Origin of the sequence: Nostocoides vanveenii (assembly GCF_039531165.1) — a bacterium.
Taxonomy (GTDB): domain Bacteria; phylum Actinomycetota; class Actinomycetes; order Actinomycetales; family Dermatophilaceae; genus Nostocoides_A; species Nostocoides_A vanveenii.
The window spans coordinates 15674-41970 of record NZ_BAAAPN010000034.1; the positions used below are offsets into that span (position 1 = coordinate 15674).

At 67.1% G+C, this 26297-nt stretch carries 23 protein-coding genes; 14 read left to right on the forward strand and 9 right to left on the reverse strand.

Translation table 11 applies throughout. From position 1 onward, the window contains the following. Positions 1–33: 33 nt before the first annotated feature. From kamD to ABD209_RS06285, 7 genes are all read left to right on the forward strand, one after another. Positions 34–1629, forward strand: a complete 1596-nt coding sequence (kamD, locus tag ABD209_RS06255) for a lysine 5,6-aminomutase subunit alpha (protein WP_344063662.1) — start codon at positions 34–36, stop codon at positions 1627–1629. Then, complete coding sequence (gene kamE / locus ABD209_RS06260; RefSeq protein WP_344063665.1) at positions 1626–2474, forward strand: lysine 5,6-aminomutase subunit beta; 849 nt, start codon at positions 1626–1628, stop codon at positions 2472–2474. The genes kamD and kamE overlap by 4 nt, the downstream gene beginning before the upstream one ends. Next, positions 2471–2878, forward strand: coding sequence for a 3-aminobutyryl-CoA ammonia lyase (gene kal, locus ABD209_RS06265; RefSeq protein ID WP_344063667.1), 408 nt, complete (start codon positions 2471–2473; stop codon positions 2876–2878). The genes kamE and kal overlap by 4 nt, the downstream gene beginning before the upstream one ends. A 29-nt stretch (positions 2879–2907) precedes the next feature. Then, entirely contained in the window at positions 2908–4500 is a 1593-nt protein-coding gene (lnt, locus tag ABD209_RS06270) for an apolipoprotein N-acyltransferase (RefSeq protein ID WP_344063670.1), read from the forward strand. Continuing rightward, a complete protein-coding gene (locus ABD209_RS06275; RefSeq protein WP_344063673.1) occupies positions 4493–5281 on the forward strand; it encodes a polyprenol monophosphomannose synthase in 789 nt (262 codons plus the stop codon). The genes lnt and ABD209_RS06275 overlap by 8 nt, the downstream gene beginning before the upstream one ends. Continuing rightward, positions 5266–5781 carry an FxsA family protein gene (locus ABD209_RS06280; RefSeq protein WP_344063676.1) on the forward strand — a complete coding sequence of 172 codons (516 nt, stop codon included), beginning with the start codon at positions 5266–5268 and terminating at the stop codon, positions 5779–5781. The genes ABD209_RS06275 and ABD209_RS06280 overlap by 16 nt, the downstream gene beginning before the upstream one ends. A gap of 189 nt (positions 5782–5970) precedes the next feature. Next, positions 5971–6327, forward strand: a complete 357-nt coding sequence (locus ABD209_RS06285) for an RNA polymerase-binding protein RbpA (protein WP_324385946.1) — start codon at positions 5971–5973, stop codon at positions 6325–6327. A 77-nt stretch (positions 6328–6404) separates the two neighbouring features. On the opposite strand, the gene ABD209_RS06290 is transcribed toward ABD209_RS06285, so the two are convergent. Then, positions 6405–7799 carry an MFS transporter gene (locus tag ABD209_RS06290; protein ID WP_344063681.1) on the reverse strand — a complete coding sequence of 465 codons (1395 nt, stop codon included), beginning with the start codon at positions 7797–7799 and terminating at the stop codon, positions 6405–6407. Positions 7800–7877: 78 nt separating this feature from the next. After that, complete coding sequence (locus tag ABD209_RS06295) at positions 7878–9149, reverse strand: D-alanyl-D-alanine carboxypeptidase family protein (protein ID WP_344063684.1); 1272 nt, start codon at positions 9147–9149, stop codon at positions 7878–7880. A gap of 249 nt (positions 9150–9398) precedes the next feature. Here ABD209_RS06295 and ABD209_RS06300 point away from each other — a divergent pair, with 249 nt between their 5' ends. Next, a complete protein-coding gene (locus ABD209_RS06300; protein WP_344063686.1) occupies positions 9399–9650 on the forward strand; it encodes a hypothetical protein in 252 nt (83 codons plus the stop codon). Between the two features lie 17 nt (positions 9651–9667). Here ABD209_RS06300 and treS read toward each other — a convergent pair whose 3' ends face one another. Continuing rightward, positions 9668–11926, reverse strand: a complete 2259-nt coding sequence (gene treS, locus ABD209_RS06305; protein ID WP_425564586.1) for a maltose alpha-D-glucosyltransferase — start codon at positions 11924–11926, stop codon at positions 9668–9670. A 116-nt stretch (positions 11927–12042) separates the two neighbouring features. Here treS and ABD209_RS06310 point away from each other — a divergent pair, with 116 nt between their 5' ends. Then, a complete protein-coding gene (locus tag ABD209_RS06310; RefSeq protein ID WP_344063688.1) occupies positions 12043–13698 on the forward strand; it encodes an FAD-dependent oxidoreductase in 1656 nt (551 codons plus the stop codon). Here the strand turns inward: ABD209_RS06310 and ABD209_RS06315 are convergent. Beyond that, positions 13681–14397, reverse strand: coding sequence for a hypothetical protein (locus tag ABD209_RS06315; protein WP_344063691.1), 717 nt, complete (start codon positions 14395–14397; stop codon positions 13681–13683). The two genes, ABD209_RS06310 and ABD209_RS06315, sit on opposite strands and share 18 nt — an antisense overlap. Before the next feature lie 180 nt (positions 14398–14577). Between ABD209_RS06315 and ABD209_RS06320 the strand changes: the two genes are divergently transcribed. Beyond that, positions 14578–14838, forward strand: a complete 261-nt coding sequence (locus ABD209_RS06320; RefSeq protein ID WP_324385951.1) for a hypothetical protein — start codon at positions 14578–14580, stop codon at positions 14836–14838. Positions 14839–14881: 43 nt separating this feature from the next. Beyond that, on the forward strand, positions 14882–16702 hold the full coding sequence (gene glmS / locus ABD209_RS06325) for a glutamine--fructose-6-phosphate transaminase (isomerizing) (RefSeq protein ID WP_344063694.1): 1821 nt from the start codon (positions 14882–14884) through the stop codon (positions 16700–16702). Here the strand turns inward: glmS and ABD209_RS06330 are convergent. From ABD209_RS06330 to ABD209_RS06350, 5 genes are all read right to left on the reverse strand, one after another. Next, entirely contained in the window at positions 16689–17828 is a 1140-nt protein-coding gene (locus ABD209_RS06330; protein ID WP_344063697.1) for a DNA adenine methylase, read from the reverse strand. The two genes, glmS and ABD209_RS06330, sit on opposite strands and share 14 nt — an antisense overlap. Before the next feature lie 393 nt (positions 17829–18221). After that, positions 18222–19898: an ORC-CDC6 family AAA ATPase gene (locus ABD209_RS06335; RefSeq protein WP_344063699.1), complete on the reverse strand. Its 1677-nt coding sequence runs from the start codon at positions 19896–19898 to the stop codon at positions 18222–18224. A 332-nt stretch (positions 19899–20230) separates the two neighbouring features. Beyond that, positions 20231–21703, reverse strand: coding sequence for a Fis family transcriptional regulator (locus tag ABD209_RS06340; RefSeq protein ID WP_344063702.1), 1473 nt, complete (start codon positions 21701–21703; stop codon positions 20231–20233). After that, positions 21696–22049: a helix-turn-helix domain-containing protein gene (locus ABD209_RS06345; RefSeq protein WP_344063705.1), complete on the reverse strand. Its 354-nt coding sequence runs from the start codon at positions 22047–22049 to the stop codon at positions 21696–21698. The genes ABD209_RS06340 and ABD209_RS06345 overlap by 8 nt, the downstream gene beginning before the upstream one ends. Beyond that, positions 22042–22938: a tyrosine-type recombinase/integrase gene (locus ABD209_RS06350; RefSeq protein WP_344063708.1), complete on the reverse strand. Its 897-nt coding sequence runs from the start codon at positions 22936–22938 to the stop codon at positions 22042–22044. Before ABD209_RS06350 ends, ABD209_RS06345 begins: the two co-directional genes overlap by 8 nt. 264 nt (positions 22939–23202) lie before the next feature. Between ABD209_RS06350 and ABD209_RS06355 the strand changes: the two genes are divergently transcribed. The 3 genes from ABD209_RS06355 (at position 23203) to ABD209_RS06365 (ending at position 26295) form a co-directional block, all read left to right on the forward strand. Continuing rightward, a complete protein-coding gene (locus ABD209_RS06355; RefSeq protein ID WP_344063711.1) occupies positions 23203–23325 on the forward strand; it encodes a hypothetical protein in 123 nt (40 codons plus the stop codon). 193 nt (positions 23326–23518) lie between these two features. Continuing rightward, positions 23519–24292, forward strand: a complete 774-nt coding sequence (locus tag ABD209_RS06360) for a TnsA-like heteromeric transposase endonuclease subunit (protein ID WP_344063714.1) — start codon at positions 23519–23521, stop codon at positions 24290–24292. Beyond that, positions 24289–26295 (forward strand): Mu transposase C-terminal domain-containing protein, encoded by a 2007-nt coding sequence (locus tag ABD209_RS06365; RefSeq protein ID WP_344063717.1) that lies wholly within the window; start codon positions 24289–24291, stop codon positions 26293–26295. The genes ABD209_RS06360 and ABD209_RS06365 overlap by 4 nt, the downstream gene beginning before the upstream one ends. Positions 26296–26297 lie beyond the last annotated feature (2 nt).

A 26297-nucleotide genomic window follows, 5' to 3' on the forward strand; every position in this document is an offset into this window, starting at 1 on the left:
CGGAGGAATTGCGGCCGGCGCTATGCTGAACGCGTGGTCTTACGCGACAAGGGTGTCCTCGAACTCGACCCCACCCAGGTGAAGTACGCCCGGTCCCTCGCCCGCAAGGCCGGGCGGCCGGTCGTGAACTTGGCCAAACGGCATACGACCGTGTCGGTGGAGCGAGCGACCCTTCGACTGGCCGGGCTCGCCGGCGCCGACCACGAGAACGTGCCCTGGGTCAACCACCTGCTCGACTCGGTCCGCGCGCAGGTCGGCCTCGAGCACGGCGTGACGACCCCTGTCTGGGACGCACTGATCCGCGGCGAGGCACCCGATCTGCTCACCCTCGCGCAGAAGGCTGCGGGTGGCGCGGCCACCTTCCGCCAGCCCGAGGGCAAGGCCGCCACGACGGCCCGCAAGCAGGCCCGCTCCGCGGTCGCCCGCGGCATACGGACCATCGACGCGCAGCGTAAGACACGCGACAAACTCATTGCGCGCCATGGGGATCCGACGCAGAAGCCGTGGATCTATCTCATCGTCGCGACCGGCGACATCTACGAGGACATCCCGCAGGCCCAAGCCGCCGCGCGCGAGGGCGCCGACATCATCGCCGTCATCCGCAGCACCGGGCAGAGCCTGCTCGACTTCGTCCCCGAGGGCGCGACCCGCGAGGGCTATGCCGGCACGTATGCGACTCAAGAGAACTTCCGCCTGATGCGGGCTGCGCTCGATGAGACGAGCAAGCAGTTGGGCCGCTACATCCGGCTGACCAACTATGCCAGCGGCCTGTGCATGCCCGAGATCGCCACCCTCGCCGGGCTCGAGCGCCTGGACATGATGCTCAACGACTCGATGTACGGCATCCTCTTCCGCGACATCAACCCGATCAGAACCTTTGTCGACCAACGCTTTTCGCGTCAGATCCACGCCCGCGCCGGCATCATCATCAACACCGGCGAGGACAACTACCTGACCACCGCCGACGCCGTCGAAGCGGCCCACACGGTGACCGTCAGCCAACTGCTCAACGAGTACTTCGCCAAGGAGGCCGGGCTCGCGGACTGGCAACTTGGCCTCGGTCACGCCTTCGAGATCGACCCGTCGATCGCGGACAGCTTCCGGCTCGAGCTCGCGCACGCACTGCTCGCGCGGCAACTCTTCCCCGACGCGCCGCTGAAGTGGATGCCGCCCACCAAACACATGACCGGCGACATCTTCCGCGGCTACTTGCTCGACGGCTTCTTCAACCTCGCCGGAGCGATGACCGGTCAGGGCATCCTGCTGGTCGGCATGATGACCGAAGCCGTTGTGACACCGTGGATTTCGGATCGTGATCTGGCCCTGCAGAACGTCCGCTATGTCTTGAACGCCGCGGGTGGTCTGACCGAGGATTTCCACCCGCCTCGCGACGGCTTCATCCAGAAGCGCGCGCGTCAGGTGCTCGCCGATTCGATCGACCTGCTCGATTCGATCGTCGGCGATAGCACCACCTCGGACCCGCCGCTGCTCGCCGCCATCGCCGACGGCACCTTCGGTGCCATGAAGCGGCCGGCGACCAAGGGCAAAGGCCTGGACGGTGTGGTGCGCAAGGCTGCGGCATACGACAATCCCGCCATTGATCTGCTGGAAACGGGGGAGACCCGATGAACCGCCGCAATGACGCGCACGAGGCGCGCCGCCGCCGGGAGAATGCGCTCCCGGGCGAGTTGTCGATCAAGACGCCCGGCCCGATCGTGCGGCCGTACGGCGACACAACCGGCGATGGGATGGTGCAGCTTTCCTTCACCCTCCCGCTGCCGCACGACAAGCGCGCGGAGGGCGCCGCGGTGCGGATGGCGATGGCGATGGGCATCGAACCGGCGCTCCTGGTCCACGCCAAGGCGATCGGGCCCGACTTCACGTTCTTCGTGGTCTATGGCCCGGTCAAGCACCTGGTCGACATCAGCGCCATCGACATCGTCGAGCGCGAGTTCGAGCTGCTGTCGTCCAAGGAGGTCAACGCGGCCGTCAAGAAGCACCTGCGGCGCAAGTTGGTGATCGTCGGCGGCTGCATCGGCACCGACGCCCACACCGTCGGGATCGACGCGATCCTCAATATCAAGGGGTTCGCGGGGGAAAAGGGCCTGGAGTACTACCGCGAGCTGTCGGTGCACAATCTTGGCGCGCAACTGGCCATCCCCGAGCTCGTCGAGAGCGCCCGCGAGCTCAAGGCCGACGCCGTCCTCGTCTCGCAGGTCGTCACCCAGAAGGACGCGCACATCCACAACACGACGGCGATGAGCGCCGCCTTCCGTGAGGCCTTCCCAGCGGGCAAGGTCCCGCATCTGATCGTCGGCGGCCCGCGATTCGAGGAGGGCTCCGCCGGCGTGCTCGGCGTCGATCGGATCTTCGGCCGCGGCACCACCCCCGGCGAGGTCGCCTCCTATCTCGTCCACGCCCTCGTCGACCCGGCGACCCGGGTCGGCACCACCACCACCAAGGCGGCGTCATGACCAGCTCCCCAGCCGGCAAACCCGAGGTGGGCACCACCGTCGTCCACCGCCGGTACGTGCCGTACAGCCACGCCCATTACGCCGGGAACCTCGTCGACGGCGCCTATTCACTGGCCGCCTTCGGCGATGTCGCCACTGAGATGTGCATCCGCACCGACGGCGATGAGGGGCTCTTCGCGTCCTATTCGGATGTCCAGTTCACGGCCCCGGTCCGGGCGGGGGACTGCATCGAGATCGAAGCGCGACTCGTGCGCGCGGGCACTCGCAGCCGGGAGATGACCTTCGAGGTCCGCGTGATCGCTCGCGGCACCCCCGAGCGCGGCGAGTCCGGGGCCGACCTGCTCGACCCACCGATCGTCGCCACCACGGCTCGCGGCGTGGTCGTCGTCCCGCCGCGCGCCTGACGGGACGGCGGGGCGCGTACCGTTAGCGCGTGCGTCGCCGACCCCACGAGCTCCTGCTCCCCGCGCGGCTCCTCCTCGCGTTCGCCGCCGGGCTCGCCATCTGGCTCGCCCTCCCCGGTAACAACCAGTGGTATGCCGCGTGGCTCGGTTGCGCGCTCCTCGCCGCCGCCGGCTGGGCGGCTGGATTCCGGTGGGGCCTGCTGATCGGGCTGCTCGCCGGGTGGGCCTACTTCGTCCCCACGCTGGCCTGGTCCGGGATCTATGTCGGCCCGCTGCCGTGGCTCGCGCTCGCCACCCTCGAAGCCCTCTATATCGCGGTCATGGTCGGCGTCGTCGGGTGGCTGCAGCGACGGCTGGTCGCTCGCGGGCGGGAGGTCGCGGCATACGCGGTCGTGCCCCTGGCCTGGGTCGTGGGGGAGTGGGCGCGCGGCACGACGCCCTTCGGCGGCTTCCCGTGGGCGCGACTGGCGTTCTCGCAGGCTGACTCGCCGATCCGCAACCTCGCCGCTCTCGGCGGCGCGCCGCTGCTCACCGCCGGCGTTGCCACCATCGGTGTCCTGACGTATGCCGTGGCGCGCGCCGCGCTGGTCACTCGCCGGCCGCTGCCGGCGGTTGCATCGATCGCGGGGGTGGCGGCCCTGGCGCTCGGCTCGCTGCTCATCCCGTTGCCCACGACGGCGGGGGCGCCGACCGCGGAAATCGCGCTCGTCCAGGGCAATGTCCCCAAGCCCGGCCTCGACTTCAACGCCGAGCGGCGCGCGGTGCTCGACCTGCATGCCCGCGCGACCGAGACGCTGGCCGCCAGCGGGGTGCGTCCCGACCTTGTCGTCTGGCCCGAGAACGCCGTCGACATCGATCCCTTGCGCAACCCCGACGCGGCTGCCGAGATCATCGCCGCGCAGAACGCCATTCAGGCGCCCCTGCTCGTGGGCGCGATCCTCGAGGAGCCGGAGCCCTACGTCTCCAACGCCTCTCTGCTCTACCGGCCGGGTGTCGTCGATCCGGAGCGCTATGTCAAACAACATCCCGTGCCGTTCGCTGAGTATGTGCCCTATCGCGACTTCTTTCGCCACTTCAGCGACAAGGTCGATCTGGTGCGGGCCGGCATGGCAACGGGCACCGAGATCGGCTACTTCGAGGTCGCGACCAAGGCCGGGCAGACCTTCGCCGCGCTGCCGACGATCTGCTTCGAGGTCGCCTACGACGGCCTGATCCGCGCGGCGGTCACGCACAACGCCAGCCTGCCCAGCGTCTTGGTCGTCCAGACCAATAACGCGACCTTCGGCTTCACCGACGAGTCCGAGCAGCAGTACGCGATCAGCCGGATCCGCGCCATCGAACACGGCCGGGCCGTCGTGCACGTCTCCACAGTCGGCGTGAGCGGCTTCGTCGCCCCCGATGGAACCAGCGGGCCGCTGACCACGTTGTTCACGCAGGCAACCCAGGTCGAGGCAGTGCCACTGCTGTCTGGTCTCACGGTGGCCGACCGGATCGGGGGCCTGCCGGAATATCTCGCCCTCGCCGGTCTGTTCGTCGCCTTTGGCCGGACCATGACCCGACGTCACGATAATGGTTCGACCCCCGCAACACCCGCCGTCTCTAAGGAACTCGTCGGTGCCTGAGCACACCTCGCCCGCCCGCGGCCCGATCACCCGCGTGCTGGTCTGCATCCCGACCTACAACGAGCGCGAGAACCTCCCGCGCGTCGTGGCCGGGGTGCGCGAACACGCGCCCGACGCCGACGTCCTCATCCTCGACGACAACTCCCCGGACGGCACGGGCGCCGTCGCCGACGAGCTTGCCGCCGCCGATGCCCGCGTCCATGTGCTGCACCGGGCTAGCAAGGAAGGTCTCGGCCGGGCCTATCTCGCCGGTTTCGCCTGGGGCCTAGAGCGCGGCTACGACGCGCTGGTCGAGATGGATGCCGACGGTTCGCACCAGGCCAAGCACCTCCCGGCCCTGCTCTCGGCCGCGGAGCACGCCGACGCCGTCATCGGCTCGCGTTATGTGCGCGGTGGCAAGGTCGTCAACTGGCCGCTGAGTCGCAAGGTGCTCAGCGTCGGCGGCAATGTCTACACCCGGGTCCTGCTCGGGATGCCCGTCTCTGACGCCACCGCCGGCTATCGCGTATACCGCGCGTCCGCCCTGCATGCCATCGATCTGGACAGTGTCGCGTCGGAGGGCTACTGCTTCCAGGTCGACCTGACCCGGCGTGCCGTCCGGGCCGGTCTGGCCGTCCGCGAAGTGCCCATCACCTTCCTCGAACGTGAGATCGGCGACTCGAAAATGAACCAGGACGTCGCCTCCGAGTCCCTGAAACGGATCACTCGCTGGGGCCTTGAACACCGGGCCGGACAGGTCCGCGCGCTCACCCAGCGGGAACCGCGATGGCACGACCTGTAGGAGCCACCCCGTATGCCGCGGCCCCCCGCCGCCGCGGCCGTCGCTCATGGCTCGTCCTGCTCTTCCTCCTTGTGCCCATCCTTGAGGTCCTCGCGCTGATCGGGGTCGGAAAGGTCATCGGCGGCTGGCCGACTTTCTTTCTGCTGGTCTTTGAGTCCCTGCTCGGTGCCTGGCTGATCCGGCACGAGGGCGCCCGCACGTGGCGCGCGCTTCAGGTGGCCATGACCACCGGCGCGATGCCGGCGAAGGAACTCGCGGATGCCGCACTCGTCCTCGTCGGCGGGACCCTGCTGCTCTTCCCGGGCTTCCTGACCGACATCGTCGGCTTCTTCTTCATCCTTCCGGTGACCCGGCCGGTGACGAGGCGCCTGCTGGAGCGCGCGGTGCGGTCGCGACTGATGACCGGATTCCCCGGCGCCTCGAGCGGGCCGGCTCCCGACGGCCGGCGACCCGCCGGGTCCGAAACTGTCGAGGGACAGGTCGTCGATCCGCTAGACTAGAAAGGTTGGCTACCACGCGGTCGTGTTGCTTTCCGCGTGGCATGCGCGGGGGCGCAACCTTTTTGGTGGCCACGGCGTCGTAAGACCTGACGCCGGAACACAACCGGGCCGCCGGGCGTTGCACACAACGACGGTGTCCGCACCCACCGATACCGCATTTCTTCGAATCAGATTTAGGGAGTACCCCCAATGGCCGATCGCACTCTTCGCGGCAGCCGCATGGTGTCCTTCAGCATGGAGACCTCGGCGAATGTCGTCCCCAGCGAGCGCCAGATCGTTGTCTATGTCTGCCCGGCCGAGCACCGGATAGAGCTGCCCTTCTCCACTGAGGCCGAGATTCCCGCCACGTGGGAGTGCCGTTGCGGCGAGGAGGCCCTGCTGCTCGATGGCAAGGCCCCCGACCGCAAGCCGGTCAAGCCGGCTCGCACCCACTGGGACATGCTGCTGGAGCGCCGGTCCATCCCCGAGCTCGAAGAGCTCTTGGAGGAGCGTCTGACCCTCCTGCGCGAGGCGCGCGGCGAGAAGCCGAGCAAGCGCAGCGCCTGACCCACACGGCATACGGCAATGGGTCCGTCACCTTAGATGGTGACGGGCCCATTGCCGTATGCCGTGGGAGAGGGTCCTTAGACGATCGCCGGTTGTTCGTTGCCGGCTTGGCGGATGCCTTCGCGAATATCGACCCGCGAGAGCAGGAAACCGCCGAGCACGAAGAAGATGATCAGGGCCACGATCGCCAGCCGGTACGTGTGAGTCAGCTGGTAGACGAGGCCGAAGAGCAATGTCCCGAACCAGCTCGTCCCGCGCTCCATCGCCTGGTAGAGGCTGAAGTACTCGGCCTCGCGGCCGTTGGGGACCAGTTGGCTGTAGAGCGAGCGGGAGAGGGCTTGGGAGCCGCCGAGCACGATGCCGATCGCCACCCCGAGCAAGATGAAGGGGATGAAGGCCTTCTCGGGCACGAAATAGGCAGCGACGACGATGATCGTCCAGATCCCCAGCGACCCGAGCACGGTGCGCCACGCCCCGAGTTTCGCGGCGATCCGGCCGAAGAGCAACGCCCCGCCGAAGGCAACGAACTGGACGAGCAGGATCAGTGCGATCAGTTGCGATTGCTCGAACTTCAGCTCCTCTGCGCCATAGAGGCTGGAGGCCGAGATCACGGTCTGGATGCCGTCGTTGTAGAAGAGATAGGCGAGCAGGAAGAGCATCGTCTGCGGGTGGTGGGCGCGCAGGTCGCGAAAGGTGCTGCTCAGCTGCTTGAGGCTGCCGGCGACCGCGCCCTCGTTGCGCGCGGCGACCGGGGTCTCGACGCCGCGCAGATCCCACATGCCCTTGATGGGGATGATCGCGAACAGTCCCCACCACGAGGCGGCCGACAGCATGCTGATGCGCACGGCCATCCCGGTCGAGAGGCCGAAGGTGTCGTGCATGGTGACAAGGACCAGGTTGACGGCCAGCAGGAGGCCGCCGCCGAGATAGCCGAGCGCCCAGCCCCTGGATGAGACGCGGTCGCGATCGTCGGGCGCGGCGATCTGATTGAGGATCGAGTCGTAGACGACGAGCGAGGAGCCGAGGAAGACGGTGGCGAGGACCATCAGGATCGCCCCGAGTTGCCAGCGTGTTCCGGTGACGAAGAAGAGCCCGGCGGCCGAGAGCGCACCGAGCCAGGCGCACGCCCCGAGGAACCGCGCCGGCCGGTCCATCCGGTCGGCGATCGCGCCGACGAAGATCAGAACAACGGCGCTGAGCAGGGTCGCGAAGGTCGTTGTATAGGGCGCAAGCGAGCCCGGGGCGATCGGGATGCCGAGAACGTGCAGGTTGACGGCGCAGTCGAGGTCGCTGTCCTGCCCGGGGCAGGCGGCGGCCTTGGCGATGCTGGTGATGTAGGGGCCGTAGAGCACGGTGCCGATGGTGGTGACGAAGGCGGAGTTGGCCCAGTCGTACCAGAACCAGGGACGGATGTATTTGGCGTTTGCCGCGTAGTCAGGCGTGGTGATCGGCGCATCCGCCACGGATTCCATGCCGGAACTGTGGCACAACTCCGAGGCGCTGCGACATAAGTGGCGGTACTTGGTTACCGGCGCGTCGCATTGCGGGCGTCAGCCCGCGAACTCCCAGTGCCAGGGCTCCGGCAGCGTGCCGCCCTGGGCGGCCCACGAGGGGTGGAACCAGCCGAAGAGCGCGGCGTTCTGGACCAGCCACAGATGCGCGGGGCTGGAGTAGTCCTGCACGCCGCCGCACAGGTCGACGGCTCGGCCGAGACCGTGCTCGCTGGTGCCGGGCGTCGCGGCCCACGGGCCTCGGGCGGCCTTGACCGCGACCTGCTCGGCATACGAGCGGTAGCCGTCGGTGACGCACAGCAGCGCGCCGGTGTCCTCGGCATACGCCTTGCTCATCGCGTTGAAGGCGGCAGCCGCCTGTGGGACCAGGAATTCGTCCGTCGACCCGACCAGGGGGCACAGGGCGGACGGCGGGATTTGGCCGTTGGGCCACATGCCCGTCTTGTCGGTGCACGGCGAGAGGCGCAGGTCCTTGACACTGATGTTGGAGGCTTCGAGTGCCTTGGTTAGCTGGGTGGAGGCATCGATGGCGGTGGGGTCGCCGCTGCCCAGGAGCATCCCGGCGAGCGGTCCGGCCTCCTCGACGTAGGCCAGGTGGACTTTGCGCAGCTCGGCCAGGTCGGCATTCTGCTGCTCGACGGCCTTCTTGGCCTCGGTCTTGCGGGTCGTCGCCGACTTGGCTGCGGCATCGGCCTTGTCCTTGGCGGCGTCGGCCCGCATCGATGCGAGCTTTTGCGCGATGGTGTATTCGCGCAGGTCATCGACCGTGCGGATGCGGTTGTCCGTCAGGTAGTTGAGGTCGGAGAGCGGGTTGCTCGCCTTGCTGGCGTCCTTGGACAGCGCGTCGAGATAGGTCAGGGACTCGGCGAGCGACCCGCCCTGGGTATAGGCGGAGACAGCCCAGTCGCGCAGGTCCTGGCGGGCCGTGTTGAGGCGCTCCTGGAGAGCCGAGGCGATCTCGGACTGGGACTGAGCCTCCTGGGTCGCGGCGCGCTGGTCGTTCATGGCGTTGCTGTAGGCCTCGAGCGCGCTATTGGCCTTCTTGGCGGCCTTGTCGAGCTTGGTCATCGCCGCGGCAATGTTCTTGTCGGAGGCGAGGATCTCGGCGCGCAGGGCATCGGCGCGGGCGATCTGTCGTTGGAGCTCAGCCGGGGTCAAGGCTCCGGAGTCGCCGGCATCGACCGGGATGGTCACCGTGGTAGAGGAGGGGGTCGTCGAGGTGCCGTCAGCCGCCGACGCCGAGGTGGCGCACGCCAGAGACACGGCGAGGGATGCCGTGACCAGGCCCGACCCCGCCAATCGAAAGCGCACCAGGAATCTCCGAATCCATGCTCAGATCACGCGTCGGCCAGGCGGGTGGGAGGTCCACGCGATCGCAACGGGTGATGACGGTTGTTTATCGTACCGTGACCGGCCGGCTACCGGAACCGATCGTCCACATGCTCTCCCTGTGAATCCGGCGGGCGAGTTGTCCACAGGTGCTCGTGTCTTGATGTGCCGCATCCACAGGCCATGTGCGAGGCCCTAGCGCTCGTGGTGGGGCCGGGTCAGGCTCGACGTATGAGCGCATCGACGACGGCCGCGGCCCGAGGGGCGCGACGGGCCGGCGTGGACACCATCGAGTTGGCCTGCTGGAGTGCCGCGACCCGGCGCGGGGCGGAGCGCCTGACCGTGGGCGATCAGGTCAGCGTCGAAGGCGCGCTGCGGCACCGCTACTTCCGCACGGGTCCGGCGCTGCAGAGCCGATACAAGGTCGAGGTGGCCACCATCCGCACGATGCCCGCCGCACGGTCCGGTGCGACGGGCACCTGAGCGGCACCGTGATGGCGTCAGTCCACCGGCGGCACTACGAGGAGCGAGCGGCCCTCGTGGGGCTGAAGAACGACATACAGGCTGTGCAGGTCGTCGACCTCGCCCACCGGAGCACTGGTGATCATGTCGATAACGGTGCTGCCCGGTCGCAGGTGATCGGAGCGGACACTGCCCGAGACGGTCGTGTTGGCAAAGTTGAGGACGGTGACCTGGTCGGACTCGGCGAGCCGGTGGACCATGACCAGCATTCCCTTGTTGGAGACCGCGGGGATGTCGAGTTGCTGCGCGGTCGCCAGGCCATGACGCGCGCGGGCGGCGAGGATCGCACGCAGTTGGCTGGCGAAGGAGGACTCGTCGGCGAGCTGCTCGGCGAGCGAGCCGTAGAGCGCGGGGGCCTTGGGCATCTTCGAGGTGGACTCGGTCGCGTCCGGCTGGAAGCCGAGCAAGTCGTAGGCACCGCGGTGGATCCACCTGGTGTCACCATCGGCGATGAGAGCGGCGACCTGCTTGCGCTCCAGGGGAAGTGCCCCGACCAGGTCCCATCCGGAGAGCGCAAAGACGCCGGGCTGCCAGGCGTTATACATCGCGAGCAAGAGGTGGGCCCGCTTGATCGCCTCGATGTTCTCGGCAGTGAGGGCGCTGAGGTCATCAAACCCGAGCGACGCCGCGATGATCGAGGCCGTGGTCGAGGCGATGCCGTTGGTGGTGAAGAGCGCGTTGTAGGGCCCGGATTCGCCCGCGAGCCGCTCAGTCAGCTCGGCCCGGATCAGTACCGCCAGATCGGCGCCGAGGATCTCCTTGCGGCGGAAAGTGAAGGGCTCCGCCGCATGCAGCGTCGCGAAGTGAACGAGCTCATAGGTCATCTCGTCGTGATTCTGCAGGGCATGCACGAGCGAGACCGTGTCGACACCCATGGCCTGGGCGGTACGCATGGTCAGCCGCAGGAACTCGGTGTCGCCGGTCGCCATGGCGTGGTGGTAGGCCGGGCGGTTGACGAAGTCGTAGGAAAGATCGGCGCCACGCTCGGCGGTGTTTTTGATGTCGTCGATGGTGAGGTTGAGCTCCTGGAAGGTGAAGCCGCCGACCTTGCGCACCATGCTCGCGATGAGCTGATTCGCAGCCTCCGAGAGCGGGTGACCCTCGGACCAGGCCGGACCACCGGTCGCGTTCTTCTCGACGCCGAGGAAGCCGTTGGCATCCAGGCGCAAGGCACCACTGCCGAGGTCGCCCAGAGAGTGCAGTGCGTCGCCGATGACCAGGCGCATGCCGGCGAACGTGGGGTCGAGCCAGTTCAGCGAGGGCTGCCCCTCCTTGAAGTAGTGCAGATAGACCCAGCGGTGTTCCTCGCCATCCGGGCCCAGAACTGCGGCCGTGGTCGACCAGTTGGTCTCCTTGACGCCGGGCTCGAAGAAGATGACGCGCTGCATCTCGCCGACGATGTAGCCCGCGTCGGTCAAGCGCCGCTCCGCCGCCTCGTCGAGATTGACCGAGTCGCGACCCTTGGGGACCACGGGAAGCAATCCCCAGTCGTCCTTGGGGATCTCGACCATGTGATAGATCCCGGGGTAGTCGCCGACCTTCATCTCGGCCAGCCGGAAGTCGGCGCCCTTGCCGGTATGCCCGGGCACGATGTCGTCGATGACCAGGCCGTTGTGGGCGGCGGCGACCTCGCACATCGCGCGGAACTCGTCCTCGGTCCCGAACATGTCGTCGAACTGCGTGGAAATGCGGTCGAAGTGGCCGTCCACACTCGGCGTGGTCTCCCAGCCGGTGATCCCGCCGGCCCGCTTGACCGGGCCGGTGTGAATGGCGGTGATGCCGATGGACTCGAAGGCCGACCAGAGGTCCTCGTCGCCGAGCGTGCCGAGGAAGGTCCCGCCGGCCTTGGTGATCATCGAGATGGGGTAGGCCGTGAACCACACGGCAGCCTTGTCGATGGCCGCCCGGGGGTCGGGTGCGGCATACGGGTTCTGCCACATGCTGCCCTGGCCGGCGAACTGGCGCGCGAAGGTCGTCGCGTCCGCGAGCATGGACTCGTCGACCAGCCAGGAGACATAGTCCGGGTTGTCGCCGGTCGGCGACCCGGGCTGCTTGGCCTTGCGCTGCCACAGCCGGTCCCGAAGTCGCGCGCGCGGACGCAAGCGGGCGGGACGAGCCGGATAGAACTGCCCCTCGTAGCTGACTTCCTCAGGCACCGGGTCGGCACCAGGCGCGGCAGCGTCGGTCGAAGCGTCGGCGGGGGGCACGGTGCGGTCGTCATCGGTCACGGCAGACATCGTAGGGACCGGGGCGTGACGGCGGCCACACCCCTGCGCGGTCCGCCTGCGGCTGGTCGCAAGGGCGCGCGCGACCCGCCTACACAATACCCATAGGGGTATGCAAAGCTGCTGGCATGCGAACGATCATCATCGGGGGAGTGGCCGGCGGGATGTCCGCCGCGACCCGTCTGCGCCGGCTCGATGAGTCGATGGAGATCATTGTCCTCGAACGCAGCGGCTACGTCTCCTTCGCCAACTGTGGCCTGCCTTATCACGTGGGCGGCGTCATCCCGGAGCGGTCGGCATTGCTGCTGCAGACCCCGCAGTCATTGGCTCGGCGCTTCGGACTCGACGTGCGGGTTCACCATGAGGTGATCGCGCTCGATCCGTCCCGGAAAACCGTGACCGTCCGGCCGCCCGGCGCAGCAGAGCCCACCGAACTGACGTATGACGCGCTCGTCCTCGCCCCGGGCGCGACCCCGGTGCAACCGCCGATCCCGGGCATCGATCGCGCTCTCGCGCTGCGGGATGTCGAGGACACCGACGCCCTGGTCGCGGCCACGGCCGAAGCGCGCACGGCGGTAGTGATCGGGGGCGGCTTCATCGGCGTCGAGATGGCCGAGAACCTCGTCCACCGCGGGCTGCAGGTCGCGCTCGTCGAGGCGACCGCCCAGTGCCTGGCGCCATTGGACCCGGAGATGGTCGCGCCCGTCCACGCCACCTTGGTGGAACGTGGCGTCGATCTGCGTCTGGATACGGCGGTGGCGGCCGTGGACGCGACCGGGGTCACCCTGGGCAACGGCCACCGGCTGCCTGCCGACGTCGTCATCGCGGCCATCGGCGTTCGGCCCGACAGCCGGCTCGCGGCCGCCGCCGGCTTGGAGGTGGGGGAGCGGGGCGGAATAGTGGTGGACGAGTTCTGTCGGACCAGCGACCCGGCGATCTATGCCGTCGGCGATGCCGTCGTGAAGAAGGATGCGCAGGACGGCAGCGACGTCCTGGTGCCGCTGGCCAATACCGCGAACCTGCAGGGCCGCCGGGTTGCCGACGTCATCGCCGGCGCCGGGGCAGCGGTGCGCCCGGTGCTCGGCACCGCCATCGTCGGCGTCTTCGGGCTCCAGGTCGGGTCAACGGGGTGGAACGAGAAGCGCCTGCGCGCCAGCGGCCGACCATACCGGGCGATCCACACGCACCCCAGCGACCACGCCGGCTACTACCCGGGAGCGACCACGATCGCGCTCAAGCTCCTCGTCGACCCCGCGAACGACGCCATCCTGGGCGCCCAGGGCGTGGGCACGGCCGGCGTGGACAAGCGCATCGATATCATCGCGACGGCGATGGCCGGCGGCCTGCGTGCCGCGGAACTCGCCGATCTCGAACTGGCTTATGCACCGCAGTTCGGCTCCGCGAAAGATCCGGTCAACATGCTCGGCTTCGTGGACGAGAACCAGGTGCGCGGCCTGTCCGACACCGTGCAATGGCACGAGTTGGACGCCGCGCTCGCCGACGGGGCGAGCCTGATCGACGTCCGCACGCCGGGCGAGTTCGCGGCCGGGTCGATCCCGGGCGCCGTGCTGATCCCGGTCGATGAATTGCGCGATCGGATCATCGATCTGCCCGCCGGACCGCTGGTCGTGCATTGCGCCGTGGGGATCCGAGGCCACCTCGCCGCGATGCTCCTGCGCCAGCAGGGGCGAGAGGTGCGCAATCTCGACGGGGGTTATCGCACGTGGGCAGCCGGCATGGCCGCGTCGCAGGCGCGCGAGTCGGCGTCAGGAGCGCACGGGTAGGTCACCAACGGCCGGCTTGTCACCGAACGGATTGCCGCAGAAGAGGACCGACCAATGCGAACAGCCCAGATCGACCTCCCCGAGCTGCTCCTGCGCCTGGACGACGAGCCAGGCTGCCGTTGGGTCCAGGGCCTGGCCGTCCCCGTCGACGATGCGGTGGAGGTAGGCCGGGCGGTAAACGTCGCCACACCAGTACGTCTCATCGCCGCGTGGCGGCACGAAGGCGACGGTGGTCTCTCGAGTCTCCCCGGTGGAGGCCCGGGCGAGCGTCAGGCAGTGCGTGCCCGCGTACTCCTCGGCGCCGGGTGGTGAGCCGACGAGCGACTCGGGAAAGGCGCGAAGGGCAGCCCGGGCGACTGCCTCGGAGTCGACCCGCCACGCGGTGAGGGCGGTCAGGCCACAGGATTGCCGATAGGACTGCACCATCCAGCCAGCGTCGGAGGTGGGGAAGCTGCAATCCTGCGCGAGCCAGGACACCTGCGGTGCGCCCAGGCCCGCGCCCGCGGCACGCACATCGGCCTGCTGGATCCGGGCAGCCGGAACGGCGCTTGCGAGGCGAGCGGTCAGGTCGTGATTGATCACCGACCGCTTGTGCGCCGCCGCCACAGTGCTGGCCATATTGACGATCAGATATGCGCCGACGACGAGGACGAGTCCGCCGGCGAGGATGACCTTGACGGCCCTGAGGAATCCCGACATATAGGGGACCGTAACGCGGCCTCGCCGGTCCGTCATGGGCCGCGCTACTCACGATGCGCGACCCACAGAAGACGGACTCTGACGTCCGGATGTGACTCGCAAATGGGCTTGCTACTCGCTTCCCTGCCCGAAATCGGGCAGATTCTTGCTGTTCGCGACTCGGGATGTCATGCTGGATGCGTGCCGGACCGAGAACTCGTCGACCACGTGACGCGGTCGACGGGTCTGACCGAAGCCGTTGCCGGACGTCTCGTCGACGACATCCTGGCCTGGTATCACGAGGACGTGGAGTCCTATGTGCGCCGTCGGCACGCGAACCTGCATCTGCACGGGGTTCGAAATGCGCAGGCATACGAGCAGATCGCCGCGGAGCTGCGCGAACGCGTCGTCGCAGCCCCTGCTCTCAGTGCCCGGCAACTGCGGCGCATCGTTTCCGGCTGAGTTATCCCCGACCACCGACCACACCAAGCAAGGAGAAGCACCCATGTGCGGAATCGTCGGCTACATCGGCGACCACGCGGCCGCCCCCTATGTGATCGAGGGGTTGAAGACCCTCGAATACCGCGGCTACGACTCCGCCGGCATCGCGGTCCTCGGCAGCAAGGGCGCGACCATCGTCCGCTCCGTCGGTCGCATCCGGGATCTGGAGGCCAAGCTGCCCAAGCGGCTGACCGGGAAGGTGGGGATCGGGCATACGCGCTGGGCGACACACGGGCCGGCGACGACCGATAATGCGCACCCGCACACGAGTGCGGATGGGCGGATCGCGTTGGTGCACAACGGGATCATCGACAATGCGGCCACCTTGCGGACGAAGCTCATGGCCGCGGGCGTGCCCTTCACCAGCGACACCGACACTGAGGTCGTCGCGCATCTGATCGCGCGCTCCGACGCCGACACCCTCGAGGGGGCCGTGCTCGACGCTCTCGCTCAGATCACCGGCACTTATGCGCTCGCGGTGACCGACTCTGGGCACCCTGATCGCATCGTCATCGCCCGCAATGGCTCACCGCTGATCATCGGCGTGGGCGAGAAGGAGACGCTGATCGCGAGCGATGCGGCGGCTCTGGTGCGGCATACGACGCGCGTGGTGCATCTCGACGACGGCGAACTGGCGACGGTGACCGCGGGGGGCTTCCACACCTTCGACCGGGAGGCCAACGACACCGGCCGTGAGCCCGTCGAAATCGACCTTGCCGCAACGGATCTCGAGCTCACCGGGCACGCGCACTATATGTACAAGGAGATCCTCGAGCAGCCTGAGCGAGCCGCAGCCGTCATCCGCGGTCGCCTTGACGCGCGCTTCGCCACGGCCCGGCTCAACGGGCTCAACCTCAGCCCGCGCGAGCTGCGCGCCTTCCGCCGCGTGAAGTTCCTCGGTTGCGGATCCGCCTACTACGTCGGCCAGATCGGTGCGCAATTGATTGAGGATCTGGCGCGGATCCCGGCCGACGCGGAGCCGGCCTCGGAGTTCCGCTACCGCAACCCGATCATCGAGCCCGACACCCTGTATGTCGTGGTCTCGCAGTCCGGCGAGACGGCCGACACCGCCTTCGCGGTGCAGGAGATCAAGCGCAAGGGTGGCACCGTGATCGGCGCGGTCAATGTGGTCGGGTCGACCATCGCCCGCGAAGTCGACGGTGGCATCTACCTGCACGCCGGCCCTGAGATCGCCGTCGCGTCGACCAAGGCGCTGACAAATATGGCGATGGCCTTCGGCATGTTCGCCCTCCACCTCGGCCGCCTCCATGATCTTTCGTATGCCGATGGCGAGCGAATCAGCAACGCGCTCAAGGCGATTCCCGAGCAGATCCAGGAGATCCTCGACAGCGAGCCCGCGATCGCCGCGATCGCGCAGCGCGTCGCCAAGGCGGAGAACGCTTTCTTCATCGGCCGGGTGCGCCAGTATCCCGTGGCCCGCGAGGGTGCTCAGAAGTTGAAGGAGATCAGCTATGTGCACGCCGAGGCCTATCCGACCAGCGAGCTCAAGCATGGCCCGTTGGCACTGATCGATCCGGCGATGCTAACTGTCGCCGTTGTGCCGGACGATGAGCTTGCGAGCCGCAATATCGCTGCGGTGGAACAGGTTCGAGCCCGCGGGGGAGAGGTCGTCGCGATCACCCACGAGGCGGTGGAGTTCGGGACGATGGCGATCGAGCGGATCGTGGTGCCCAAGACCGAGCCCGAGCTCGACCCGATCCTGCTCATCATCCCCACCCAGTTGCTCGCCTATCACGCGGCCCTGGTCTTGGGTCACGATGTCGACAAGCCACGCAACCTCGCCAAGTCGGTCACGGTCGAGTAGCCGGGCCGCCCGTCTCGACTCCGCGCGTCGAGAGTGCACCTCCGGTCCGTCGAGTGTCCACACTCGACCGTCCGGAAGCGTACTCCCGACGGGCTTGCGCGAGTTGGTCGTCGGTCAGGCCGGCGACATAGAGGTATTCGACATTCCGCACGCGCGTGACCTGGCCGACCTTGACGCCACGGGGGCTGTAGATGCCGATCCGGGCACCCACATAGCGCTCGTGGTCGAACTCCATCACGGTCACATCGTCGTGCCCGGTCTCGTGCAATGCGGTCAGCATCTGCTCCGGTGAGATCCAGGCTTCGTCGTTGTAGGAAACGACGAGGGCTTGCGCCTTGGTGCGCCGCAGCAGATCGGTGAACGCCGACGGCATCTCGCGCTTCCTGTTGAAGATGCTCTTGGAGGCGGGATCGCGGGCGTCGATCCGTTTGCAGGCGATGCCATAGTGTTCGGGGGAGTCCCAGCGGATCAGCGTCTCCCAGATGTGGTAGTTCGTGAAGTAGCGGTGTTGGTTGTACGGCGGGTCGAGGTAGGCGAGGTCTACGGGGTCCATGGCCTCAACGACTTCTCTAGCATCTCCGAGGACCGATTCTCCTGTGCCAGAAAGGAGTTCGGGCTCGCGCAACTCCAGTGCGTTGTAGGACCGTCGCGACCACGACTTGAGGTAGGCCTGCTGCATACCGGCTGTGGAGTCCACGCGATCGGCGGCGAGCAGCAGACTGGTCAGCAAGATGGGGAGTAGGGGATCGGCCACGAAGTGCTGTGCCAGTTCGTCGCGGATCGCATCGATGCGAGCGCCATTGTGGGGTTGGAAATAGCGCGCTTGCTCGCAGAAGGTCGCGGTGACATAGCCCGGACGACCGGGCAGGGTGTTGAGGTGATCGAGCACCTCGGCCAATCGCGTCCGGTCGACGGTGCGGGCGTCAGTGGCGATGAAGCATTGCGCCAGGACCGCGCTGTAGGTCGCGATGTCGGCCGCGGTCGTATGGATGCCTCGCCGCTTGAACTCCTGGGCCACCCTGGTCGAGCCGGTGAACAGATCGAGTGCCGTCCGTGATCCCGAAGCGGACGCGAGAGCCCCCAGCGCGGGCGCCAACGCCCGCTTCGAGCCGAGGTACTTGATCACCCTGGGCAGCGTAGGGGGTCGACTGAGACCGAACGGCAGATTCAGACGACCCTCCCGATCAGAGCGCCAAAGCGACGGCCGCTTTCGCCGAACTGACGGCCCAGAGTCCTGGCTACCCACCTCGGTGGTTCTGGTCGAGGCGTACTGGGTGCTGCATCGGGCATACCGGCTGAACCCAGAGAACATCCTGTCCGCACTCGAAGACGTGATGGCGACCGAGCAGATCGTGACCCAAGGAGCCGGCCAGGCCGTGGCGGCCATCGCGGCACCGACTCATCCATGTTGGCTCCGGGGGTCCCGTTCCGTAACTGGCAGGGGCGGGAGTTGATGAGGCGGGAGTAGACCTGCAGGAACGCCGTGCACGTCGACGGACAGGAGTAGTCGCATCTACTTCTACTCCCGTTGTTTGATGTCCCCCGCGGAGCCGTGGCGTTCCGTCCAGTCTGCGATTGGGGCAGCGTGGGTACCGACAGCGATATCCTCGAGCATGGTCGGCAGGTCAAGGATCGCGCGTCTGATGGCGCGATAGTCCTCCTCCGGCACCTCGACGCCACCCACGACGGCCGAGAACTCGTCGTCTTCGTCCCCGCCGAGCAGGCTCTGCGGTGCGGCGTGCGTACCGAGCAGGTGGACGTAGCAGCCATAGTCGATCTGGAGGACGTCGTACCGCTCGCCTGGGCTGTCCTTGCCGGACCACCCGCGCTTGATGATGTGCAAGATGCGGTCGTCCACGAGTTGTTGAATGAGGGCGTTCTCCGTTTGGTCCTGCTTGATGAGGAACGCCCGCGCCTTCCGGCCAGAGATCACGTCGCTCAGGATGCGGTCAAGTAGAGCGCGCGCGACGGGGATGCCGTTGAGCTGCGCTGCCTTGGTCGTGGTGTAGAGCTGAGACGCGGCCTCGCGGACGTGGGCCATTGCGATCTTGGACCCACCCGCGCGAAGTCCTGCGCGGCCGACGATGCTGAGTGCGTCACGTGGCACACCCTCGGCCGCGCGGATGACTTCCTGCAACGAGGTGACCTGGGTGAAGAGCGAGCTGATCAGCTCGGCCTCGGACTCGGGCGGGTCCTCGCCCATGCCGATTACGGCGGTCGAGATGTGACGAAACAGCAGGGCTCGGAAGAACGACAGGGATCGCTGCGCCTGCTCCTCGCGGCTCCGGGCGGGGAACACCACGAACTCATCGAGGTCGAGCAGTGGGAACAGCTCAGCACCGACCTCCGCGCCGATGTAGTCGCCGCGCTCACCCGCGATGCGCCACTCCGAGCGGTGCGGGATGGCGGCGATGCGCACGGAGACCTTTGGGATGCCGAAGAACAACCTTCGGAGCATCTCGGCAAGGTAAGGCTGGAGGTCGATGGGGATGCCGCTCCACTCGTCAATGAGCAGCCAGAACCGCGTGGCGTCGTCTGCCTCGATGGCCTGGCGCATCGACTGCGTGACGCCGCCGAAGTGGATGCGGTGCCTGACCACGCCCGTCTGCCGGGTCCGTACGCCGTCCTCGCGGGCGGTCTCGCGCGTCGAGCCCGCGCCGACATTCAGCGACGGCATCCCTCCGGGGGTCCATCCAACCGCGGCATCGACTTTCGATCCCTGCGCCGACCGATCGGTTCGAGTGTCCTCCTGTTCGGTCTCCGTGGCGACCAGCACCTCCTGGAAGTGGTCGAGCATCCGGTCGAGCACGTCGATCTGCACCTTGATGTCGCCCGCGAACGCGGCTTCGAGTAGTTGGGTGTGGACGATGCTCAGTACGTCGACCACGAGGCGGGTCGCCCGTTCGCTAATGCTGAGGTTGGGGTCGGCGTAGCGGCCCTCGGTGGAGCCGACGTCCTGCTCCATGTCGATGTAGACGACCCGGTTGCCCTTATCCCGCTCGGTCTGCGCGACGTACTTCAACGCGTGGGTCTTGCCGGTGCCCCGGCGGCCGAAGACGATGCCGTTGTCCTTCGCGCCCAGGGCGGCGGTCAGCGATTCGACGTTGACATACGTCGCGAGCACGTCGTCCTCGCTGACCCGCTCGGCGCGCTTCTCGACCTCTTGCAGCGCGCTAAGCAGGATCTTGGTGTCCACGTGGCGTTCCCTCCTCGGTGGTACTCGGTGCCGCGGCCCCCGTTCATCGGACCCCTGTCAGCCCTGTCCGGCCGTGCCGGGAGCGCCGACGGCCCCACCCCCGCGGGCGTGCCTGGAGACGCTAGCGGAGTCTACGCGGGCGCATGGACGCTCGCCTGTCATCAGTCGGCTGGGCGATAGACGACGTCCTGATCTCGGCATGAGTGTGAGCTTCCGGGACCAGCCCGCTGGTTGACGTAACGCGAGTTGTTCGACAACACGTAGGCATTTTCCTCCAGGAACAAAGGGACGCTCCAGATCGGGGAGGTACCTGGTCATCGCCGGTGGTTGGCTCATGAGGTCATCCGCTGGTCGCGTGCGGCCGCGATGTATTGCGAGTACACGGCTGCGGAGCCGACGGCATGGCGTTCGATCGTCGATGGGTGGTAGCCCAAGGCGTCAGCGATGATCGGCACCGGCCCGAGCTTGGTCAACTCGTGCAGGGTCCCGAGCCGTGCAGCGCGCGTACTGAAGACCGTCTTGAGCCGTTCCCGCAGGCTGGAGCCGTGGATGTGTTGCCCGGGGGAGTAGCCGCGGAACACCCAGGTGCTGTTCGGGTGGGACGCGGTGAGGTCGTTTCCCGGCGTGGCAGCGAGTTGGCGCATGGGCTCGTCCAAGGGGGAGGGGAGTGCGAACTCGGTCTTCCCCAGGCGCACGGTGACGACGTCGCCGGTCACGGCGACGTCGTCCCAGGTGAGCTGGATGACGTCTTCGATGTGCTGGCCGAAGACGATGACCAAGATCGCTGCAGCCCGATCTCGCGCGGTGAGTTCGTCGGTGTGCACTACGCGCTCGACGGCTACGTCCTGCTCGGACTTGGGCAGCGTCGGACTGGTGCCGCGACGATGGCGCGCGATGGTGAGTTCGGGGTCGACGAGCCGGCACTTGATCGCCCACGGGATGAAGCGGTCGACGAACCTGCGGGTGCTCGGCCCATCGGCCAGCCAGGCGTCGAGGTGTTCCTGTCGGAGCTCGTCCAGTGTGATGCCGTGATCGTGGAGCCAGTTGAGGAACTCGATCGTGACGGTGACGGTCTGCTTCGATCGTAGGAAGGTGCCGTGCGGCACGGTCTCGATCTGTTTCATACGGCGCTGGTGATGCCAGCGGATGTAGCGGCGTACGACGTCGCGATGATCGTCGCTGCTCACACGCTCGAGTGCACTCATGGCCCATCGGTCGTAGCGGATGGCGAGTTCGTCGCGCCGCGGCAGGGCGCCGTGCTCGACGAGCAGGCCGCGGATGTAGTTCCGGGTGCGGTGTGCTCCCGGCAGCTCGTCGAGCTTCTCGTGGGTGATCGTCGGTGCGACCACCAGGTCCTTGAGGAATGCCGTGACGTGGCGCTGTCTGATCCAGGTCACTCCGCTGTTGGATCGCTTCATCGACTTCAGCGCCTGGGCCACCGGGACCAGCTCGGCGGCCATCACGCCGGTTTCGGGGTTGGTGAGCAGGCCGTCGACGAGTACCGCGAGCTCGCACGACCAGCATCGGCTGCCGCGGTAGAGCTCGTCCTCGGCGCCGCAGGTCCTGCAGTCAACGTTGAGCTTGACGCCGGAGCAGCGCCGGCATGCCGGCTGTCCCTCTATCCGGCCGGGGAGGACACCTTCGTGGCCGCAGGCGCAGGTACCCCGAGTGCGTTTGGCTTGCTGGTAGCAGTAGCCGCACACGCCGCCGTCGGGCCAGTTGGCGACGACCTGGTGATGCTCACCGCAGCGGCCGCAGGGGACAGGCCACTGGTTCGGATCGCTCTTCTTGCGGGGTCTAGCCATCGTCGTCGTCCTGGACGATACGGACCCGCCGAGCAATCGGGTTGCCCGGCTTCACGCCGAGATCTTCGGGTCGCTTCGGTGCGTCCGCGGTCTTGGCAGCGCGCATCTCGATGTAGGGCTCGAACAGGTCGTTGGGCTCGCAGTCGAGAATGTCGCACAGGGCGGCGAACGTGCGTGCCGGAATCCGTTCAGGGGTGCCGGTGACGAGTCGGTAGACCTGGCTCTCGGACAGGTTGATGCCGCGCGATTTCAGTAGCGGCATGAGCTCGGTGCTCTTCCAGAGGTTCCGCTGTGCCATCACGGTTCGCAGGTTCCACTTGTAGCCGATGCGACGTTGCTCAGCCATCGGGATTCGCCTCCTCGGGTCGCGCGATGCGGCGGGCGATCATCTTCTGGATCGTCTTCTGCTTGAAATCGTCACCGACCGATGTGTAGACGCTGGTGACCGAGGCGTAGGCGTGCCCGGCCTGGGTCTGGACGAACGCCGGGTCGTAGCCGGCTTCAATCAGGTGGGTGATGTACGAGTGGCGCAGGCAGTGCAGGCCGAGCTCCTTGGGAAGGCCCACCGCGTCACGCGCCGCCGCGAACGAGTCGCCAAGGCTGCCCAGCGTGATCCGGTCGGCCCGTTCGCTGGGCCACAGGGCGGCTGAGCGGTCGGCTGTGGGGAACCGTGCGCGTCCGCCTTCGTGGATCCAGAACCTGAGGAGGTCCACGACCCATTCGAACTCGGGAACCGTCAGCACAGTGCGGCGTCGGGGCCCGGATCCAGCGGTGCCTTTGGCCCACCGGATCGTGACAGCCCCGAACTCTCCGTACGCGGGCACGTGCGGATTGGGGCCGAAGTCGTGCAGGTCGAGCATCGTTACCTCGCGCCGACGCAGCCCGTAGGCATAGCAGACCTTGAACGCGATCGAGTCTCGCAGCGCGGGAAGCCAGCGCTTGCTGCCGGCGGCGTACTCACGGTCGACCAGGTCGTCCATGTAGTCGAAGAGCTTCTGCAGTTCCTTCTGCTTGAACGCGCGCCGTCGTGGCGGAACCGCGTCATCGGTCGTGTGACGCGGGGTGTTCCAGTCGAAGGCGATCTGGGCGGGCACGTCGCCGAAGGTTTGCTCACAGAACTCGCCCCAACCGTAGGTTGGCGAGGAGGTGTAGGTACAGAACATCGCGATCGCGTTGCTGTCCGCGCGCAGTGTCGTGAGGCTGATCGGCTTCTCGCCCGAGCGGCGCTCGGCCATGTAGTCGTCCAGGTCGACGGGCCGCCACGTCCACGGGAACGTGCCGGCGTACTCCTGGAACCGGCGCAGGACACGGCATCGGCCTTCGATCGTCTGAGTCGTCAGCCCGCGAGCGAGCATCTGTGCCTTCCAGCCGTCGAGCATCGCGTCGAATACGCGGTCCTCGGCTCGGAACAGCCCGACCTCGGCGTCTCGCAGCACTCGAGGGACGAAGCCCGAAACTCCCTGCACGACACACCTCGCATCCGTGGAATCCTGCATCTAATGCAGGAAACCTATGGCGACCTGCGTCGATACGGCGGGATGCCGGACCGGCGTGTCCCGCTCGTCGATCCCAATGTGGGATTGACCTGCACGAACGCGGTCCACGTCGAGGGGCGGGAGTAGTTGCATCTACTTCTACTCCCGTTGTTTACACACCGATAAGCGACATTATGTAACGTTGCGCAGTCAGACCTCAGCGAACGTGGTGGCGTTCCTGTTTACTCCCCTGAAACCTGGCCACTTCCCTACCAAAGGTTGCCTGCTATAGTAACGGCCTCGTGTCTTACGACTCTTGGCCACAGCAGGAGGTGGATCGGTGAGTGGACGCTCGCAGCCGACGTACTTCAACGCCATCGACCGGACTGTCATCGAGTACCGCGACGCGAGCGGCGACAGCGTGTCGACAGTGATCAGCACCGATCTAGCGATTGTTTCTTTCGAGCACACGATGCCCGCGCGCTCAGTGCCCTCGTGGAAGGGCAAGAACGTCTACGAGGGCGACTACTGGGCATCGACCACCAGGGGCTTCGTTCACCACGAGTCCTTCCTGGAGCGCGAGTACCTCATGGCAGCGGACTCTGACCCGTCGATCCTCGCTTTCGCCTGGCAGCCCTTCATTCTGAAGTGGCCCAAGGGCACCAAGGGACACCGGGGCCACGTGCCCGACTACTTCTGCCGTCTCAGCACCGGCGACGGCCTGGTGGTGGACGTGAAGCGTCCGGACAAGGCGCACGCCAGCGAGCAGCAGTTCGCCATGACTCGCGAGGTGTGTGAAGAGGTGGGATGGCGCTACGAGGTCTTCACCGGCCTGCCCGAGCCGCGCCTGTCCAACCTCACGTTCCTGTGCGGGTTCCGCCAGGACCGTTACTCCCCTGGTGCCGAGGACGTGCCAGCGCTCCTGGATGCGTTCACACCTGAGACCTCCTTGGAGGCCGGAGTTCGCCGCGCCGTGCGAGCCACGGGACGACCCCGGCCTGTCGTCCACGGCAACGTCCTTCATCTGCTCTGGAACAGTGTTCTTACCGTCGACCTCGACGCCCCGCTTGACCTGGCGTCTCCGGTGTGGGTCCCATCAGCGGTGCCTGCATGAAGTCAGTCCGGCTCTTCGACTTCATTTCGTACGATGGTGACTCGTACCAGGTCATCGCTCAGGACGGCGCTCGCCTCGCGCTGAAATCTCTGACTACCAACCGGATTCGACATGTCGGCGTCGCCGAACTGCTCGCGGATGACTCGTACGAGCCGGATACGCCTGACCGCCTGCCCGTTCTAGACGACGTGGCCGTGCTGGAGACGCTGGACGACCAGACCCGCGAGGAAACACTCTGGCTCTACCGACACGTCCACGAGATCGTCCATGGCACTCCTCCCCTGGCGGTACTCAACGGTGCAGAGATCGACCCGAACCCCCGGTACGACCCCTCTGTTCCGCTGCTAGAGCGGATCGCGGCGAAAGCCGACGAACTAGCGGGAACGGATCGCCCGCTGTCGGCCCGGAGCCTGCGCCGATATGTGTCGGCGTACCGCAAGCACGGGGTGGTCGCCCTTGTCGACGGTCGAAAGCGCCGCCAGCGCAAGCCTGGGCGTGATCAAGACCCACGTCTGCTCAGCCTGATTCGTGAGGAGATCGCGGCCCAGGAGAAGGTGAGCACCGGGACCCGCACCAGAGTCATCACGCGGGTCATGGTGCGCGCAGGAGACTTGGGGATCGACTTCCCTTCGCGGAACACCATGTACCGCCTCATCAATGCGGAGCAGCGCACGCACCCCTTCGGGGACGCGACGCTGCGCCGGACTCAGGCCAACCGGCCTGACCGAACGTACGGACGGCGCGCTCCCCTGCGCCCGGGCGAACTCGTGGAGATCGACAGCACCAAGTTGGACCTGATGGTCGTGTTCCCCGACGGAACCACGGGACGGCCCGAACTCACGACGATGATCGACGTGGCGACGATGACTCCCACCGCAGCAGTCCTGTTCCCGGAGGCGACCAAGGGCATCGACGTTGCCGCCCTTGTGCTGGCCCGTTCTCTGATCCCCCTGCCGATGCAACCGGGCTGGAACGAGGAACTAGCGCTCTCCCGCTCGGTGCTGCCCGCCGACATGATCGAGCCGGATGAGACACTACGGACGGCCATCGCCGCCCGTCCGCTCATCTATCCGGAGACCATCACCATCGACCGAGGCAAGGTCTACACCGGCTCGGTCTTCCAACTGGCCTGCGAACGCCTCCAGATCAGCGTGATCCCCGCTCCCCCAGGCACCCCCACGGCAAAGCCGCACGTTGAGCGCCAGTTCGGAGCCGTTCACGACGGGCTCATTCAGTACCTGCGGGGGTACGTGGGCCGCAGTGTCAACCGCCGTGGCGAAGACCCGAGCGCGGAGGCTTACTGGACCCTCAGCCAGTTGCAGAGCATCCTCGATTCCTGGCTGGTCCAGCATTGGCAGAACACACCTCGCAAGGGCCTCACCGTTCCTGCGATGCCCCGAAAGGCTCTCTCCCCCAACGAGATGTACGCCGCACTTTCAGGTGTGGCCCCGACCCCGGCAGTGTCTCTTACGCGCGAGGACTACATCGGTCTGCTGCCGACGGACTTTCGCTCCATTCAGCCGTACGGCGTGAACTTCGCGGGCATCGTGTACGACGATGCCGACCTGCATCCACTCCGTGGCCAAAGGTCGGGCCTCGGTGGAAGAGCTAAGGATGGCTGGGAGGTTCGCTACGACCCCGCCCGGATGAACGTGCTCTTTGTCCGTGACCACCTGAAGGGACGGTGGATCGAGGCGCGCTGGCAACTCGATGACAAAACCCTCGCACCCTTCTCCAGCGCGGTGCTGGAAGCCGCGCGGAAGGCCGTGGCGCGTCGGGACGAGACGGCACCTCAGCACAAGGTACTGGAGGAGATCATCCGCATCCAGAGCGGGGTCGGCGTGACCGGGCAAGAGCGTCGCGCAGCCCGTAGAAGGACGGAGGCGACCGTGCCGGACCTCGCCGTCGTGGTCGAACCTGCTGAGGAGAAGACGTGTCACGAACCGCAGGCGCAACCGAAGAGGAAGCCCGTCCTTCCTGATCTTCCGGACCGTCTGCTCTAAGG

What these genes read in the sequence shown, in the direction of transcription:
- ABD209_RS06355 (WP_344063711.1), top strand. Translation starts at nt 23,203, where the DNA reads ATGCAGGAAACCTATGGCGACCTGCGTCGATACGGCGGGATGCCGGAC.
- ABD209_RS06340 (WP_344063702.1), bottom strand. Translation starts at nt 21,703, where the DNA reads ATGGCTAGACCCCGCAAGAAGAGCGATCCGAACCAGTGGCCTGTCCCC.
- ABD209_RS06290 (WP_344063681.1), bottom strand. Translation starts at nt 7,799, where the DNA reads ATGGAATCCGTGGCGGATGCGCCGATCACCACGCCTGACTACGCGGCA.
- treS (WP_425564586.1), bottom strand. Translation starts at nt 11,926, where the DNA reads ATGTCTGCCGTGACCGATGACGACCGCACCGTGCCCCCCGCCGACGCT.
- kal (WP_344063667.1), top strand. Translation starts at nt 2,471, where the DNA reads ATGACCAGCTCCCCAGCCGGCAAACCCGAGGTGGGCACCACCGTCGTC.
- ABD209_RS06310 (WP_344063688.1), top strand. Translation starts at nt 12,043, where the DNA reads ATGCGAACGATCATCATCGGGGGAGTGGCCGGCGGGATGTCCGCCGCG.
- glmS (WP_344063694.1), top strand. Translation starts at nt 14,882, where the DNA reads ATGTGCGGAATCGTCGGCTACATCGGCGACCACGCGGCCGCCCCCTAT.
- ABD209_RS06280 (WP_344063676.1), top strand. Translation starts at nt 5,266, where the DNA reads ATGGCACGACCTGTAGGAGCCACCCCGTATGCCGCGGCCCCCCGCCGC.
- ABD209_RS06300 (WP_344063686.1), top strand. Translation starts at nt 9,399, where the DNA reads ATGAGCGCATCGACGACGGCCGCGGCCCGAGGGGCGCGACGGGCCGGC.
- ABD209_RS06350 (WP_344063708.1), bottom strand. Translation starts at nt 22,938, where the DNA reads ATGGCCGAGCGCCGCTCGGGCGAGAAGCCGATCAGCCTCACGACACTG.
- ABD209_RS06365 (WP_344063717.1), top strand. Translation starts at nt 24,289, where the DNA reads ATGAAGTCAGTCCGGCTCTTCGACTTCATTTCGTACGATGGTGACTCG.
- ABD209_RS06345 (WP_344063705.1), bottom strand. Translation starts at nt 22,049, where the DNA reads ATGGCTGAGCAACGTCGCATCGGCTACAAGTGGAACCTGCGAACCGTG.
- kamE (WP_344063665.1), top strand. Translation starts at nt 1,626, where the DNA reads ATGAACCGCCGCAATGACGCGCACGAGGCGCGCCGCCGCCGGGAGAAT.
- ABD209_RS06285 (WP_324385946.1), top strand. Translation starts at nt 5,971, where the DNA reads ATGGCCGATCGCACTCTTCGCGGCAGCCGCATGGTGTCCTTCAGCATG.
- ABD209_RS06315 (WP_344063691.1), bottom strand. Translation starts at nt 14,397, where the DNA reads ATGTCGGGATTCCTCAGGGCCGTCAAGGTCATCCTCGCCGGCGGACTC.